Annotated in this window: 13 protein-coding genes; 5 read left to right on the forward strand and 8 right to left on the reverse strand. The window is 68.1% G+C overall.

The genetic code is table 11. The features are described 5' to 3' along the window. Nucleotides 1-25: 25 nt before the first annotated feature. The 3 genes from BSZ36_RS12450 to BSZ36_RS12460 form a co-directional block, all read right to left on the reverse strand. Nucleotides 26-3406, reverse strand: coding sequence for a tetratricopeptide repeat protein (locus BSZ36_RS12450; protein WP_094549430.1), 3381 nt, complete (start codon nt 3404-3406; stop codon nt 26-28). Between the two features lie 387 nt (nt 3407-3793). Beyond that, on the reverse strand, nt 3794-5236 hold the full coding sequence (gene pyk / locus BSZ36_RS12455; RefSeq protein WP_094549432.1) for a pyruvate kinase: 1443 nt from the start codon (nt 5234-5236) through the stop codon (nt 3794-3796). Nucleotides 5237-5338: 102 nt separating this feature from the next. Next, entirely contained in the window at nt 5339-6028 is a 690-nt protein-coding gene (locus tag BSZ36_RS12460) for a response regulator (protein ID WP_094549434.1), read from the reverse strand. A gap of 229 nt (nt 6029-6257) precedes the next feature. On the opposite strand from BSZ36_RS12460, the gene BSZ36_RS12465 reads away from it, so the two are divergent. Continuing rightward, nucleotides 6258-7043 carry a DUF2279 domain-containing protein gene (locus tag BSZ36_RS12465; RefSeq protein ID WP_143536886.1) on the forward strand — a complete coding sequence of 262 codons (786 nt, stop codon included), beginning with the start codon at nt 6258-6260 and terminating at the stop codon, nt 7041-7043. A 48-nt stretch (nt 7044-7091) separates the two neighbouring features. Continuing rightward, the gene (locus BSZ36_RS12470; protein WP_094549438.1) at nt 7092-7721 is read left to right on the forward strand and encodes a response regulator transcription factor; all 630 of its coding nucleotides are present in this window, start codon (nt 7092-7094) and stop codon (nt 7719-7721) included. Between the two features lie 252 nt (nt 7722-7973). Here BSZ36_RS12470 and BSZ36_RS12475 read toward each other — a convergent pair whose 3' ends face one another. The 3 genes from BSZ36_RS12475 to BSZ36_RS12485 all read right to left on the reverse strand — a co-directional run bounded on the left by BSZ36_RS12475 (nt 7974) and on the right by BSZ36_RS12485 (nt 10371). Further along, on the reverse strand, nt 7974-9113 hold the full coding sequence (locus BSZ36_RS12475) for a hypothetical protein (protein WP_143536887.1): 1140 nt from the start codon (nt 9111-9113) through the stop codon (nt 7974-7976). A gap of 71 nt (nt 9114-9184) precedes the next feature. Continuing rightward, a complete protein-coding gene (locus BSZ36_RS12480; RefSeq protein WP_094549442.1) occupies nt 9185-9946 on the reverse strand; it encodes a carbonic anhydrase family protein in 762 nt (253 codons plus the stop codon). A gap of 173 nt (nt 9947-10119) precedes the next feature. Further along, nucleotides 10120-10371: a hypothetical protein gene (locus BSZ36_RS12485; RefSeq protein ID WP_143536888.1), complete on the reverse strand. Its 252-nt coding sequence runs from the start codon at nt 10369-10371 to the stop codon at nt 10120-10122. Between the two features lie 390 nt (nt 10372-10761). On the opposite strand from BSZ36_RS12485, the gene gyrA reads away from it, so the two are divergent. The 3 genes from gyrA (at nt 10762) to BSZ36_RS12500 (ending at nt 14998) form a co-directional block, all read left to right on the forward strand. Next, a complete protein-coding gene (gene gyrA, locus BSZ36_RS12490) occupies nt 10762-13437 on the forward strand; it encodes a DNA gyrase subunit A (protein ID WP_425442700.1) in 2676 nt (891 codons plus the stop codon). 296 nt (nt 13438-13733) lie between these two features. After that, nucleotides 13734-14156 carry a hypothetical protein gene (locus BSZ36_RS12495; RefSeq protein WP_094549448.1) on the forward strand — a complete coding sequence of 141 codons (423 nt, stop codon included), beginning with the start codon at nt 13734-13736 and terminating at the stop codon, nt 14154-14156. Between the two features lie 68 nt (nt 14157-14224). Beyond that, nucleotides 14225-14998 (forward strand): SDR family NAD(P)-dependent oxidoreductase, encoded by a 774-nt coding sequence (locus tag BSZ36_RS12500; RefSeq protein ID WP_094549450.1) that lies wholly within the window; start codon nt 14225-14227, stop codon nt 14996-14998. A gap of 19 nt (nt 14999-15017) precedes the next feature. On the opposite strand, the gene BSZ36_RS12505 is transcribed toward BSZ36_RS12500, so the two are convergent. Beyond that, nucleotides 15018-15959: a sulfotransferase family protein gene (locus tag BSZ36_RS12505; RefSeq protein WP_179271173.1), complete on the reverse strand. Its 942-nt coding sequence runs from the start codon at nt 15957-15959 to the stop codon at nt 15018-15020. Between the two features lie 455 nt (nt 15960-16414). Continuing rightward, on the reverse strand, nt 16415-16555 hold the full coding sequence (locus tag BSZ36_RS19470; protein ID WP_179271174.1) for a hypothetical protein: 141 nt from the start codon (nt 16553-16555) through the stop codon (nt 16415-16417). Nucleotides 16556-16579 lie beyond the last annotated feature (24 nt).

The raw sequence follows: 16579 nt of genomic DNA on the forward strand, positions 1-16579 counted from the left end.
GCGAACGTACGCGGCGCGCTCCGTGTTACTGCCCGATCAGATCGTCTAGTCCGAGCAGCACGAGATCCGTGAGGGGCACGATGCTCGCCCCCGCTCCTTGCACCTCGGCAGGCAGGTCCTCGCGCACGCCGAACGCGTCGGGCCGCGTCTCGAACTGCCCCACCACGATCCGGTACGCATCGCCGTCTCGTACGGCGGCGGCGCGAATGCTTCGGGAGAGGTAGTCCGCGAGAATCGTGTACGCCGAGGCCGTATCTGGAATGCGCTGCGCCCGCCACGTAAACCCGCCGAGAGAGGCGTTGAGCGCATCGCGCCCTTCGAACCCGTACGTGCCCGGCGCGGCGCCAGAGGCCGCGGGCGCGCTCTCGGAGGCCTCCGCCTCTGACGAGGGTGTGAGGCCGGCACGAAGGGTAGCGGCCCGCTGAGCGTACGGAGTACTGGGCGCGCGCTCTTCCACGAGGGCGAGCACGTCCATCACCGTCGGGCCGGTCGGTACAGCGGTCGTGGAATCGGACCGTACCGGATTCACCTGCGCGGAGTCTGCCGCCAGAGGCTCCTCATTGCTCTCGTCGAGGGGCAGTTCAGCGATTGGCTCCGCCTCTGGCGCTTCCGTAGAGTCCGTGAGCACGGCTTCGGCCTCTGGCGCCGTTGTGGAGTCCGCCGGAACAGCTCCGGCGTCTGGGACGATGGTGGTGTCCAGCGCGGCGGCACTGTCCAGAAGGACAGGGTCCGAACCTGCCGGCAGCGGTGAAACCGGAGAGGGCTCTTGGTCTCCCGGCTGCCGAACAGTCACGTCGCCCAGCGTGATGGTGGCATCGTTGCCAATCCGCAGCGACTCGCTCCCTCCCCTCTCTTCGCTTGGAGCGATTTCCCCAGGAGGAAGCTCGCGCTGGGGAGCAGGTTGGACTTCGGGAGCGCGCAGCGGCGTCGCGGGGCGCTCGGGTTGCGCCCCTGGCGGGTTTACAGGCCTGTCTGGAGTCCCGCTTGCACGCGGAACGCGAGAGGGCTTGTCTGGAATCCCGTTTTCCTGGGGAGTACGAGACGGCTTGTCTGGGATCCCGCCCGGCGGCGGGGGTGGCGGCGCTCCGGGACGCGCGGCATCGGCTGGCTGCGGAATCACGCCAATGCGTGGCGTCGCGCCAGAGGCCTCTGGCGCGGGTCCTGCCGCGGCGGCGTTGGCCGCGCGCGTGGGGAACAGGCCGGACGGCACGAGCGAGTCGGGCAGGGGCCGCAGAGGCTCGAAGCCGTCCACGTTGGCCCACTCGATGTACGTGGCCGAAGCCGCGAGCAGCGCGCGGGGCGCGGTCGTGGCGCGCGAGGAGTCCGCCGCGAGCGCGAGGAAGCCGCGGACCGCTTCGGGGTATTCCGCCTGCCGCCAGAGGCTCCGCACGGCTTCGTACGCCTCTGAGGTGGAGTCGACCGCGACGACCTCTGGCGGCGCCTCCATGCCGAGGCGGAGACGCGCCGCCGCCGCGAGGTCGGAGTCCGGCGAGTCGTCGATCAGCGACTGGTACAGCTCGCTCGCGCGGTCGGCCCGGCCTCTGGCGGCCTCCACTTCGGCAAGCGCGAACCGGATCTGACCGGCAACCTCGTCTTCAGGCCCATCCTCAAGCGCGAGGGCGTAGAGCGCCGCGGCAGAATCGGGCCGCGCGAGCGAGAAGAAGAGGCTGTTGGCCGCTTCGTAGCGCAGCGCAGCACGCTCCGAGCGCAGCTTGATCAAGGCCGCGGGGGTACGCGGGATCGGCGTCAGGTCGAGCGGTGGCGGACCGTTGCCGGGAAAGCGGCGTCCCAAACGCGACGGATCCAACCCAGGCCCCACGACGGTCGCGACGCCGCCGGCCTCGATTGCTGCGGAGCGGCGCCAGTTGGGCACGAGGCCACGGTCGCCCCACACGCGCTGGAAGTTGAGAAGGTTGGCTTGGACGCTGGAAGGCTCGCGGAAGCTCAGGAAGCCCAGATCCCGACCGCCCGCGTTCGACGCTGCCGCGGCACTCGCCCCCGCTCCCGGGATATCGCCCCCCGCCACGCCTCCGCCCTGGAACGCGCTCTGACCGCCTGCGAAGTCTTGAGACGCCCGCGAGGCAGCCAGCCTCCGCTGCTCCTCTTCGAATTCCACCAAACGCTGCGCCTCGATCTCTTGGATCCGCGCCGCAAACGCCTCGTCGTCCAGGCTGCCTAGCTCGTAGAGCGAATCGGCTTCCGCGAGCCGGACCGCGACCGTGGAGTACGCCTTAAAGGCCCCGGCCGTCCGGCGAACGTCCAGCAGCGCCGCACGCGTCGGCGTGTCGCCAGGCGCGATCGATGTGCGCAGGACCGTAGACGCGGTGTCGAAGTGCGCCGCAGCGCGGACAAAGTCGCCTCTGGCGTCGCGGTAGAACTCCGCCAGGCGGGCGTGGGTCTCGCCGCGCAGGGAGCCCCCCGCCATCAGCGGATCGTACAACACCGACCGCATGGCCGTCAGCGCCTCCTGCGGCTCGCCAGAGGCGGCGAGCAGGCGGCCGTAGGCCAACTCCACCTCGGCGCGGTGCGCGTAGTTCTTGTCGTCGCGCCGCATGCGGCGGATGAGGTCAATGGCCTCTGGCGTCTGTTCCGCGTCCAGACCGAGCACGAGGGCGCGGCTGAGGTTGGCGGCGTAGGCCAGCTCATACGGTGGCGCCAGGCGGGTGACCTCGCGGTAGGCGTCGGCCGCTTCGGCGTAGCGGCCATCGGCCTCCAGCACCTGCCCGAGAAGCATGGACGCACGGGCCGCGAAGTCGCTGTCGCGCTCGTCCTCAAGCCCCATGCGAATGGATTCGGCCGCATCGGCGTAGCGGCCTTCGCGGGCGTAGAGCTCGCCGAGGACGAGCCGGATGCGCGCGAGGTCGCCCCGGTTGCCCTCGGCGGCAGCTAGACGGTCCTGCAGGATCTCCGTCCCCTCCTCGTAACGCTGCGCAGAGGCCAGCGTCCGGCCCAGCCAGATCCGCGCCTCGTCGGCCAGGCGGTCGTTGTTGCGCACGGTCGCCAGCTCGATCGTCTCGCGGAACTTCTGCTCCGCGCCGACCGCGTTGTTCTGGTAGTAGTACGCCTTCCCGATCAGGAACAGCGCGTCATCCGCCCACTTGGAGTCGCCTCTGGCGCGGAGCAGTTCGCTGCTCTTGTCGATGGCCTCCTGAAACCCCGAGCCGCGCCCGCCAGAGGCCGAGGGGTACAGCGAGATCAGCTTTGTCCGGTCGATGGCCTGGTCCTGCCGGTCGAGCTGGCTCTCCCCCTCCTCCAACACGCGCTCCGCGTTGTAGTACGCGTTGTAGTACGCGCGGAAGTCGTTGTACCGGCTCCCGAACAGCGCGCCGCAACCGGCGAGCAGGAACGCGCTCGCGAAGAGCGAGGCGGAGAACAGGGCGCGGCGGGCCGACGGCGCTGGGCGCATCAATCCGGGAGGTGGGGGACGAAACTGCGAGGGTAGGGAACGTCGGGGGCGCGCACCGGGGAGGGAGCCCGAAAACTACGGCGCCCGCCCGCGCTCCAGAGGGCACGAACGGAGTACCGCCGCGATGCGTGTGCGGGCCTCTGGCGAGTCTCGGTTATCCGTATCAAGTCCCGCCCCGCCTCTGGCGCCAGAGGCTCCGAGCTCTTCCTCTTAAAGGTGATCCATCGGACGACGCTCAGGACATCGGGGCGTGCGGCCCCACCGCAACGCCAACCTCCCTCGGATGAGCAACCCGTAGGTGCGTGTTGCAACGCGCACACCGCCAGGGCACGCACTGCCGCCAGAGGCCTCTGGCGGCGAGACCACGCCTCTGGCGGGACCGCGCGGCTACACCCAGTCCTCGCCCAGCGTCGTCACGTGCACCATGTTCGTCTTGCCCACGGCCACGAGCGGCAGGCCCGCCGTGACAACGACGTGGTCACCGGCTTTGCCCAGTCCCTCCTCCATCATCCGGCGGTGGATAGTGCGGATACCGTCGTCGGTGTGCTCCTGGAACGGGATCTTGACTGCCTCGGTCCCCCACGTGAGGCCCATCCGCCCAACGGTCCTCTCGCTGTCGGTAAACGCGTAGATCGGCATGTCTGGCCGGTGGCTGGCGATCTCACGCGCGGTGCTCCCCGAGTGCGTGAGGCAGCACAGCGCGCGCGCCTCAATAGCGCCCGCGAGGTCCACGGCCTGCGACGAGATCGCGCGGGTGATCTGCGAGGCGTCTGCGGTATCGCTGTCCAGCGCCTGACGCCCGCCCAAGCGGCGGCGGTTGCTCTCCGCCTCGCGCACGATCTCGTCCATGATCTCGACGGCCCGTGCGGGGAACTTGCCGGCGGCCGTCTCGCCTGAAAGCATTACCGCGTCGGTCCCATCCAAAACAGCGTTTGCCACGTCGGTGGCCTCGGCGCGCGTCGGGCGGGGGTTCTCCATCATGCTCTCCAGCATCTGCGTGGCCGTGATGACCGGCTTCGACGCTTGCAGGCAGCCGCGGATGAGCTGCTTCTGCACGATGGGCACGCGCTGGATCGGGATCTCGACGCCCAGATCGCCTCTGGCGACCATGATGCCGTCCGCCGCGCGGAGAACCGAGTCGAAGTTCTCCACCGCCTCCGGCTTCTCCACCTTCGCGATGATGCCGACCGACTTGCCCTCCGAGCGGATGCGTTGCGCGAGGTTGTCGATGTCGCGGGCGGTCCGCACGAACGAGAGCGCGATAAACTCCACGTCCTGGGTGAGCCCGAACGCCAGATCCTCGATGTCCTTTGGCGTCATGCCCGGCCGCGCCGCCACGATCTGCGGCAGGTTGACGCCCTTCTTGGTCTTGAGCACGCCGCCGATCACGACCTCGGTGACCACGTCCTGACCGTCCACGTCGATGATCTTCAGCTCGATGTTGCCGTCATCGATAAGGATCCGGCCGCCCTGTACCACCTCTTCCGCGAGGGCGTCGTAGCTCACGTGCACGCGCTCCTCGGTCCCGATAGCCACAGGCTGCGCCGTGAGCCGGATCGTGTTGCCCGCGTGGATAAGCGCTCCGCCCTCCTCCATCGCGCCCAAGCGGATCTTCGGGCCCTGGAGGTCTTGCAGGATGGGCACCACGCGGCCCTGCTTTTTCGCCTCCTCCCGCACGATGCCGATCCGGCGCTCGTGGTCGGCGTGAGAGCCGTGGGAGAAGTTCATGCGGGCAACGTCCATGCCCGCCTTGATAAGCGCGGAGATGGCGTCGCGGCTGTCGGAGGCGGGTCCGAGGGTGCAGACGATTTTGGTGCGGCGGGTCCGCATGGGCACAGGGGGAGTCGGGAAGGACACAAAGCTACGCGCCCTCCCCGCCCGCCCGCGGCCCCTTCTCGGCCTCTGGCGCCCCACCCGGGCATCACTCCGCGTCTACAGCGCCTCTGGCGAGTCGCCGGTGCTCAGCCCGAGCGCGTTGGTGGTCCAGTCGTAGCAGAAGCGCGCCAGCTCGGCGCCGCTCTGGAGGCCCAGCTTCCGCTTGACGTTGGCGCGGTAGCTCTCGATGGTTTTAACCGATAGGCTCAGCTCTTCGGCGATCTCTCGCGTAGACAGCCCCTGCCCGATAAACCGCACGACCTCTGTCTCACGGTCCGAAAGGTCCTCGACAGCCTTGCGGCCCTCTCCCCCCTCGATGGTGCGCCGCACCATGTCGTCCGCCAGCGAAGGCGACACATACAGCTCGCCGCCTAGGATGCGGCGGATGGCGGGCACGATCGCACCGGGGTCGCCCTGCTTGGAGAGGTAGCCCTGCGCCCCAGCGCGGAGCACGCGCTCGGCGTAGTACGCCTCTTGGTGCATGGAGAGCACCAGGATCGGGATCTTCTCATCGCGCGCGCGGATGTGGCGGATGAGGTCCAGGCCAGAGCCTTTCTTGAGGCCGATGTCGACCGTGATAAAATCGAACGACTGCTTGTCGATGAGTTGGAGCGCGTCATCCGACGACTCCGCCTCCGCCGCGACGACGAGGTCGGGCTCGGCTTCGAACAGCTTTTCCAAACCGTGCCGCACGATGGCGTGATCATCGACGACGAGAATGCGCGTGGGGGTGCCTGTAGAGGCCATACAAGAACAGCAGCACAACGGCTGTACAGGGGAGAGGGGTCTGACGTCGTCCCCCCGCTCGGGTCTTGACGACACGCCGAATGTACACATAGGGCATTCCCTCTAGCCAGCGGCCACCTATCCCCTCGTAAACTGGCCGTTTCCTCTTCCGCTCGTGCTCTCTCGCCCTTCTCGGCTGCCCCTCCTCCTGCTGGGGATCCTCGCCGCCTCCGTCGCCAGCGCCCAGCCCATGATGGAGACTCCGGCCGTCGCGGACACGCTCCGCCCCGCCAGAGGACCGAGCACGTGGGGAACCGTCGCCGTGGCCTCTGGCGCCGTCGCGCTGGGCGTGCTGGAGACGGCACGGCGCACGCAGGACGACCGGCGCCTGACCGGCCCGTTCGACGTGGAGGTGGAGTGGGCGTATGCCGACGGCGCAGACAAGCTGGGGCACATGATCTCCTCTGGCGTGCAGGCTGAGGGGTACGCCGCCGCTTACCGCCTTGCGGGCCATTCCAGAAAGAGCTCCGCCACGTGGGGCGCGGCCACGTCGTTCGCGTGGATGCTCCACTACGAGATCCTGGACGGCTACGGCAGCCACGAGGTGTTCGACCCCACCGACCTCGCCGCCAACGCCGCGGGCGCCGGGCTCGTGGCCGCGCGCGCTTACGTCCCCGAACTGGAAGCCGCGCGCCTCAAGATCTCCTACTGGCCATCCGGCGACAGTTGCGACGCCACGTGCGACTACGCCGGGCAGACGGCCTGGCTGGCCGTGAACCCGCGCGCCTTCGCGCCAGAGGCCGAGTGGCTGCCGCCGTGGATCAACGTGGCGCTGGGCTACGGCGTGCGCGAAGGCAGCGTCTCCCTCGGCGGCTTCGAAGAGAACCACGTCACGCTCGCGTTGGACTTCGAGCCCGCAGGGCTGCCTCTGGCGGGGCCGGTCTGGGAGGCCGTCCTGCCGTTCTTGCAGCGCGTGCACCTCCCGGCGCCGGGCATCCGGCTCACGCCGCGCCCGAGCTTCGTGCTGGCGTACTGATCCTCTGGCGAGAACGCGAGAGAACTCGCCCCTGGTGGCCGTACTCGCATGAGCACGCCCGCCGTCCGCCTCGTCATCGCCGACGATCACCCCGCACTCCGCGCCGGGGTACGAGCCGCCCTGGAGGCCACAGGCCGCATCGACGTCGTTGGGGAAGCCGCCTCTGGCGCCGAGGCGCGCCGGCTCGTCGCACAGATGGAACCCAACGTGATCCTGCTGGACGTGGAGATGCTTGAGGAGGATGGTGTAGCCGTCGCCCAGGCGCTTCGCGAGGCCGAATCCTCCACGCGCGTGCTGGCCTGTTCCGCTTACGACGATCATGCCTACGTCGCCGCGATGCTGCAGGCAGGCGCGGCAGGCTACATCACCAAGGACAAGCCCATCGCGCTTGTTGCCGAGGCGGTGGAGGCCGTCGCCAGAGGCGAAGGCCGCTGGTTTGTCTCCGTCGTGCCGCCGGAGGCCGACGAGCCGCCCCTTACAGATCGCGAGGTGGAGGTCTTACGCCACATGGCGCGTGGGCAGAGCAACGCTGAGATCGCCGCCGAGCTAAGCATCTCGCCGTACACCGTCCGCAACCACGTCTCCTCTATTTACGAGAAGCTGGACGTGGGCTCCTGGCGCGAGGCCATTGCGTGGGCCTGGAAGCGAGGGTTGGTGGGCGAGACGAGCGGAGACTAGATCGGCACGCCAGAGGCGTCCACGGGAGCAGCGGCGCGCTTGCAGTCCACCTGAGGGCGTACGGACCGCGACCGTCCGGCTCACGCGGGCGATGGCCTTTGGCGCGAGGCCTAATGCGGCAGGCAAGAGCGCATGCGAGCGCCGTAGGGGCGGGAGCGTATCCGCGTGTAGCCGCACGCGCCGGGCCTCTGGCGTCCCGAGAAGGCAGGAGCCCCTTCCGTCGCCAGAGGCCCCGTGAGCGGCTCCCGCGTGCTAGAACGCCAGTTGTCCTTGCAGGATGACAAGGTGCGCGTCGGGGAGGAACGCGCCATCGCGGTACTGGTAGGCCAGCGTGAGGCGCGCGCGGTGGTACGGGCCACCGAGCGCGGCGCTGGGGCTGTAGCTGGCGCCCGCCGTGAGGTACGTGTCGCCCCTGGCGTCCACGTCGCTCCAGTAGCTCTCGGCGCGGGCGAACGCTTCGCCAGAGGCCCCGAGGCCGAGCGCGGCGAGGGCCGAGAGGCCGGCCACCTCCTGCGCGCCTCCGCCGTCGTCGGCGTAGCGGAGCGCGAGGGCGTCCAGCTTGAGGCGGACCGGCTGGCTGCCGGGCTCGGCGCCCCAGTACAGGTGCGCGCCGCCGCTCGTGTAGTCCCGGCCGCCCCTCCCGCGGGCCGTCCGCGCAGGGTCCGCGCCGTTGACGCTCCCAAAGGCGCCGACCTCGACGCCAGAGGCCAGCGTGTAGGACGCCGCTCCGGAGACCGCGAGGCCGCCCGTCTCGGGTCCGCCGACGACATCCGGGCTGGAGATTCCTTCGCGGTAGTTGCCCGCCTCGCGCCCAAACGTGCCCGCGCCGTTGTGGACGGCGAGCGACGCGAAGGCCGGACCGGAGCGGTACGTGAGGTCGGCGCCCATATCGCGGCCGTCGCCGCCCAGCGTGCCGCCCAGCCACCGCTCGACCGTGGCCGCTCGGTCTACGGCGTCGATGAGGAAGTATGGCGTGAGCACGCCGCCGCGCGGCTGCGCGATGGGGAAGTACCCCACGCGCGCCTGCACGCTCTTGGAGAGGTTCGCGAACGCAAACAGGTCCACGCTCTCGACGGCGCCAGAGGCCCCGTCGACATCGTATTCCACCCCGGCGAGGTCGCGGTAGAGCACGCGCGCCTGGATGCGAGCGCGGCGCAGGCCGGCGCCGTAGCGGGTGTCGTCCTCGTCGGCGCGGTCTTGCACGCCGAGGCTCACGCGCGGCTGCACGCCGCCGGAAACCTCGAGGTCCAGGTCCGGCGCAATCGAAAGGCGCTGCGCCGTTGCGGGCGCGGCGGAGAAAAGAGCGGCCAGAGCCAGCACTGCGAGGCCTCTGGAGAGGCGGGGCCCTCTGGAAGAGCGCGGGCCTCTGGCGGAAATCGGGAGTCGGATCATGGGAGTCAGATGCAGGACGGCCCGGAGCACGGGCGTGCGCTCCGGGCCGTCAAGGAGAAGAGAACGGTCGCTTAGAGGGTCTCTGCGGTGATCATCGACTCCTCCATGAACATCACTTCGCCGGTCGCCACGTCGTGCATCGCGCCGATGACCATGAGCTTGCCCTCCTGCACGAGGTTGCGCATCACCGTGCTACGGTCCACCATGTTGCGGACGGTCATTTCCACGTTCTCGTGGGCGACGGCCTGCACGAAGTCCTTGTTCTTGGACGAGCGCTCGCCCTCGAAGTCGTTGATCGCGTAGACCGCAGGCGAGATGTTGGCGAGCGTGCTGGTGAGGTTGCCCAGTTCCACGTGGTCGCACGCGCCCTTCACGGCGCCGCACTCCGTGTGGCCGAGGACGACGATCACCTTGGCACCGGCCACGGCCGTCGCGAACTCCAGCGAGCCCAGGATGTCCGTGTTCACGAAGTTGCCCGCCACGCGCGCCGAGAACACGTCTCCGACGCCTTTGTCGAACACGATCTCGTGCGGCACGCGGCTATCGATGCAGCCGAGGATGGCCGCCATCGGGTACTGGCCGCCGGCGGTCTCGCGGACCTGCTTCATAAAGTCGCGCTCCAGCGGCGTCCCGTCGATGAACCGCTTGTTGCCGTCCTTGAGGGCTTGCAACACGTCCATCGGGGAAAGCGCCGCCTGCGTTTCGGCAGTCAGGGCAACGGTAGGGTCACGGGGTTCGGGTGTGGACATCGATCCGGTTGCGGGGGTCTGGGCGCACGCGGTCGTCATTGACGCGGCGATGAGAAGGGCGAAAAAGGTCAGGCGGGTAAGCATAGCACTAGCAGGAAAGGGGGGTTCGTGCCCGCGCCTCTGGCGGGACGGTCCCGCGTGGGCGGGACAGAAAAGGGACCACGCGAGGCCACTCCTCGCGCGAAATCAGGCCGGTAGCCTAGAGATCTGCGGCGCGTCTCCTCCCTGGCGGACGCCAGAGTCGAGAGAACGCGCCGCTACCGTTCCGGCGGCGGGAGCGGGGGCAACGCCCGCTCAAGGCCTCTAGCGAGGATCGCCGATGTACCAGGGCGCACGGCGCTACCCCGTTCCGCGAGGCGGAGGGGCAGCATCGCCTGCACGTCGTCGGGCTCCGCCTCGGAGACAGACTCCACAGGCGCCTCGATCGGCGCGGGCTCAATGTCCACCACGGCGCGAGCGGGCGCCCCGAAGGACACCGCTGCGAGGAGGACGGACAGGAGCAGACGCACGAACATGGCCCCTTTAGTCTCAGCGTCCGATCGTCGTTCCCGCTCTCCGCCCAACTTCTTCGCAACTCGACACGGCCTCTGGCGCCAGAGGCCCCGCGCGTCCGCTCTCCCGCGATGGAGGTCCGCTCGCGGGGTCCCCTGCCTTCCCCCGGAATCCACCGCGAGAGGCGCCCTGTGACAGGCCCCTGGCGCTCAGATTTGGTACCTTCTCGGGTTGCTCAACTCTGACTCCGATACATGGCCGAGACGCCCGACGACGACCTCCCCCTCGACGACTCCTCCGACGCCGGCGCCCCCACGCCAGAGGCCTCTGGCGACGACGCCATCGGCGGCGACGGCGCGCTTGACGACCTAAGCTCGCGCATCATCCCGATCAACATCGAGGACGAGATGAAGTCGTCCTACATAGACTACTCGATGTCGGTGATCGTGAGCCGCGCGCTGCCCGACGTGCGCGACGGGCTCAAGCCGGTGCAGCGCCGCGTGCTCTACGGCATGCAGGAGCTCGGCCTCGCGGCGGGGCGCGCGCACAAAAAGAGCGCCCGTATCGTCGGTGAGGTGCTGGGCAAGTACCACCCGCACGGCGACCAGAGCGTCTACGACGCACTCGTTCGCATGGCGCAGGACTTCGCCATGCGCGGCCCGCTCGTGGACGGCCAAGGCAACTTCGGCTCGGTCGACGGCGATAGCGCGGCTGCCATGCGGTACACCGAGGCTCGCATGACGCGCCTCGCGGAAGAGCTCCTGCGCGACCTGGACAAGGAGACCGCCGACTTCATCCCCAACTTCGACGGCTCGCTCGACGAGCCGACCGTCCTCCCGGCGGCGCTGCCCAACCTGCTCGTCAACGGCGCCAGTGGCATCGCGGTCGGCATGGCGACCAACATCGCGCCGCACAACCTCGGCGAGGCCATCGACGGCATCGTCGCCACGATCGACGACCCGGAGATCGACCTGGATGGGCTCATGGAGCACATCCCCGCCCCGGACTTCCCGACAGGCGGCACGATCTACGGCATCGCGGGCGTGCGCGAGGCGTACCGGACCGGACGCGGGCGCGTGATCATGCGCGCCAAGATGACCGAGGAGGAGATCCGCAAGGACCGCGACGCGATCATCATCACGGAGATCCCGTACCAGGTCAACAAGAGCACGCTCATCGAGAAGATCGCGCACGCCGTGCGCGACAAGAAGATCGAGGGCATCAGCGACCTCCGTGACGAGTCCGACCGCGACGGCATGCGGATCGTGATCGAGCTCAAGCGCGACGCGGTGATCGAGGTCACCAAGAACCAGCTCTTCAAGTACACCCAGCTCCAGCAGACCTTCGGCGTCAACACCGTCGCGCTCGTCAACGGGCGGCCGCGCACGCTGTCGCTGAAGGAGATGATCGAGCACTACATCGCGCACCGCCACGAGGTGGTGGTGCGGCGGACGGAGTACGACCTCCGCCACGCCGAGGAGCGCGCGCACGTGCTGGAGGGCCTGAGCATCGCGCTCGACCACATCGATGCGGTCATCGCCATCATCCGCCACAGCGCGGACACGGACGAGGCCAAGGCCAACCTCATGGCGGGCGTCTACCCCGCCAGCCTCACGGCGGCGCAGTTGGAGCGCCTGGGCCTCCCGGCGCAGCCGCCCATCGCCAGCGGCAAAAAGCAGGACACCATCGCCGACCTCAACATCTCCGAGGCGGCCTCTGGCGCCAGAGGCGAGTGGCTGAGCGAGCGGCAGAGCGAGGCCATCCTGGCCCTGCGCCTCTCGCGCCTCACCGGCCTGGAGCGCGAGAAGATCCTCGCCGAGTACCGTGAGATCCTCCAGGAGATCGAGCGCCTGCGCAGCATCCTCGGCAACGAGGGGCTCCGGATGCAGATCATCAAGGACGAGCTCTTGGAGATCAAGGAGAAGTACGCCGACGAGCGCCGGACCGAGATCGACCCCATCGGCGGTGGCGACATCGACCTGGAGGACCTGATCGAGAACGAGCGGATGGTGGTCACGGTCACCAACCAGGGGCTCGCGAAGCGGACCGCCATCGACGAGTACCGGACGCAGAGCCGCGGCGGCCGTGGCCTCAAGGGGCTCGGCACCCGGTCCGAGGACTGGATCGAGCACCTCTTCGCGGCCGACACGCACGACTACCTGCTCTTCTTTACCGACCACGGGCAAGTCTACTGGCTCCGCGTCTACGATGTGCCGGAGGGCGGGCGCACGGCCAAGGGCCGCAGCATCCGCAACATGATCCAGATCTCGCCAGAGGACAGCGTGAAGGCGGTGATCGGCATCAAGAAGGAGAACTTCCGCGACCCGGAGTTCCTCGAGAGCCACTTCGTCCTCATGGCCACCCGCGATGGGCGCGTCAAAAAGACGGCGCTGGACGCGTTCAAGCGCCCCATGCGGACGGGCATCATCGCCATCGACATCGTGGAGGGCGACCGGCTCGTGGAAGCGCACCTCACCGAGGGCGACACCGAGATCGTGCTGGGCTGCTCCGGCGGCCGCGGCATCCGGTTCCATGAGACCGACGTGCGCTCCATGGGCCGCAAGAGCCGCGGCGTGCGCGGCATGAAGCTCAAGGACGGCGAGACCGTCGTCGGCATGATCGCCGTGCGGCGCGACGGGGCGCAGGTGCTCACCATCTCGGCGAACGGCTACGGCAAGCGGACCGACTTGGAGGAGTACCGCCAGCAGAGCCGCGGCGGGCTGGGCATCCTCGCGCAGAAGACGACGAGCAAGACTGGCGAACTGGTCGCGCTCAAGAGCGTGGCCGAGGAGGACGAGCTGATGATCGGGACCGAGCACGGGCTCCTCATCCGCATGGCCGTCTCCGGCATCTCGACGTACAGCCGCAACGCCCAGGGCGTGCGGGTCATCAACCTCCGCGATGGCGACAAAATCGCCGACGTGGCGCGCCTGGTGAAGGAAGACGAGGACCCGGACATCGCGACCGACGGCGTCGTGCCGGCTCTGGACGCCGAGGCGCCAGAGGCCTCTGGCGAGAGCGGAGGCGCGGAGGCTCCCGACACCTCTGGCGACACGCCTGCCGAGGAGACCGACGAGGCCTGAGCCTCTGGCGTCACGACAGAAGCGGCCCCGCCAGCACTGCGCTGGTGGGGCCGTTCTGCGTCTGGTCTCTGGCGCGGAAGCCATCCCCTTCCCTTTTTCTGGGCCTGGCTACCGACTGAGTTCGCGGTTGCGCGTCTCTCATGGCGGATCACGTGCCCTCGCGCGGGTCAGACGTGGCTCCGCGATTCCGCAGGGTCTCGCGCGGTCTACCTCGGTCTTGTCGCGAGGCCGTTCCTCTTGCCTGCGTGCCCGCCAGAGGCCAGGGCGACCTTTCGGCATTCCGCCCTCGCCTCCCCATGCTTCTCAGCCCTTTTCCGCTCCTGCTCGCCATTGCGGGAACGGTGACATACCACCTCGCGCAGAAGGCCGTCCCCGAGGATGCGTCGCCGTTTGGCGTGATTGCGCTGGCCTACTTGGTAGGGTTCGTGTGCGCGCTCGGTGCTCTGCTAGCCTCTGGCGGCGCGGTAACGGAAACCGCGCGCATGGCGTGGAAGCCCGCCGTCGTCCTCGGACTCGGGGCGCTCGTCATTGAGGTCGGCTACCTGCTGGCCTACCGCGCCGGGTGGCCCATCTCGACCGTCTCGCTGATCGCCAACGTGGCGGTTGCAGCCATCCTTCTCGGCGTCGGGATCTTTGTGTACCGCGAAACGCTGACGTTGGCTCAGTGGTCAGGAGTCGCGCTGTGTGTAGCCGGGCTGGGCCTAATTGCATGGCGCTGACGTTGCCTCCAGCTTGGGGATCGAAGGCGCGCCTCTGGCGGTAGGGACCGCGCACCTCCCCCTGACCCATGACTGTCTTCATTACCGGCGCCTCGGCCGGCATCGGCGCGGCCACCGCACACGCCTTCGCCTCTGGCGGCCACCGCGTGGTCCTCGCCGCCCGCTCTGCCGACACGCTCGCCGACCTCGCCCGCAGCCTGAACGAGAGGCACGGCGAGAACACCGCGCTCGCGCTGCCTCTCGACGTGACCGACGCTGAGGCCCACGCTCGCGCCATTACCGATCTGCCCTCTGACTGGCGCGATATCGACGTAGCGGTCCTCAATGCGGGTCTGGCAAAAGGGTTGTCGCCTGTTTGGGAGAACACCGTCGAGGAGGTTAACCAGATGGTAGACGTGAACGTCAAGGGCGTTCTCAACGGCATCCGCGCGCTGATCCCCGGCATGCTGGACCGCGCCAGAGGCCACATGGTCATCATCGGCTCCACGGCCAGCCACTTCGTCTACCCCGGCGGGACGATCTACTGCGCGACAAAGCACGCCGTCCGCGCCCTCGCGCTCGGCCTCAAGCAGGACCTCCACGCCACGCCGCTGCGCGTCTCGCTCGTCTCACCGGGTCTGGTGGAGACCGACTTCTCGCTCGTCCGCTTCTCTGGCGACGCCCAGCGCGCCGACGCCGTCTACTCCGATACCGTCGCGCTCACGCCAGAGGATGTGGCCGAGGCCGTCGTCTGGGCCACGACCCAGCCCTCGCGCGTCAACGTGCAGGAAGTGCTCGTCACCCCGCGCGCGCAGGCGGCCGGCGGCGCCATCGCCAGAGGCGACGAGGTGCTTAACGTCTAGCGAGGCTGCACGCGCCGAGCTAAAGGTCTTCGAGGGACACACCCGTTAGACTCGAGACGGCCGCCATGTCCTCGGCGAACACGCCCGAGAGCGCGGCACGCACATCGGGTTCGAACTCCATCTTGATATGCTTCTTGAATAAGCGTCGCTCTACCTTGCCGAGGGAGGTGCTGAGCGTGCTGCCGAGTAATGGCCGTATCGCCTTTTTTGCCGGCTCAATGACACGTCTCGCGAGCGCGCTCTGGTAGCGCTGCGGCGTTGCATTCACGCTCTGATCGACTTGCATCGGCGCGGGGTCTATGCCCAAGAACGCCGCAATCTGACTCAATGCCTTGTTCTGGTCTTGCGTCATCGTACGGAACCCTATAAATAGAAACTGCTCTCGACCGAACGTCCAGATATAGCGCTGAATGTGCGCGTGGTACGCACTTACCGCTGCGTAGTTGAATGGAAACCCCTTCCTCGTCCAGGATGGGTGCCGCCCTATGATGTCACCGTTGGCGAGCCGCCGCGCCACCTCCTTAGCTTCATATTCCATGAGCGTTGGGAGCTCCATCCGGGAGATCTCGCGAGCGCTTGGGTAGAGGTCGGAAAGGCTCCGAACCATCTCCCCTCCGTCCTTCACCCGGAAATGCTTGAACGCCGATTCGATTCGGCGAACCGGATCGCGAAGCAAGACAACGAATCGCGTACCGTCTCCCAAAGTCTCATGGATCCGGTCTGGGACCTCGCCGAAAGGCAGGTATGACTGCGACGCGTCGATCACGTACCTCTCTCCGTTGGTTGAAGAGAAGCGGTTGGCATACGCCGCCACTCCTTGAGCGTACAGGTCGTCCTTGGCGAAGAAATGCGGCTCCTTTGGTGTCCCGCTCGCGATATCGGGGTGGCGGGTGAGCAGACGGTACAGCGTCGTCGTTGCGCTTTTCTGCGCACCAGGAAGAATCAAATTGGGAAGACCCATATGACTACAGTGTGTAGGATGCGTCGGGGGAGGGGCCAAAAGCATAGCCAGCCTCTGGCGCTGCCGACCGTACGCGTGGGATAGATAGTGCGTCCAGCAGCAGCGTTTTACTTTGCCCCAAGCGCTCACAGCTTCTAACGCGATGCGCACGTTTCTCTTTCACCGCTCTGACGCTTGCCTCGCTCAAACTACTAGCCCCCCCTTACGAGGGAGTTCAATCCTCTGACGCCAGAGGCTCACGCGCGCCACTTTACCGGCGACTGGGCTGCGCTCGCAGGCATTCCCACGGTTTCAGTCGGGCACGCTGTTTGCGTTCGCGGTCAAAGACTACCGCCTCGCGCAGAGCGTGGGCCAGAAGACCGGCACGCGTACGACGGGCTTCGGCGAGGTGTTCACCTTCGCGCTTCCCAACTCCAGCCTGATAGGCTGGTAATCCACCAAGCGGTTTGTCCACCCTAGTGCCAAGCTGCTTGATTCCTGACAGTGGAGTGCGCTCCTTGCACGAACGGTAGGTGACCGCCTCTGGCGCCAGAGGCCTCTGGCGAAGCGTCGGCGGAACCGAACCCCTGCAGGAACAGCGCCCGCGCCCAACGCATCGGGCGGGCTCCCTCTCGCCGTTC

It is taken from the genome of Rubricoccus marinus (assembly GCF_002257665.1).
Classification (GTDB): Bacteria; Bacteroidota; Rhodothermia; order Rhodothermales; family Rubricoccaceae; genus Rubricoccus; species Rubricoccus marinus.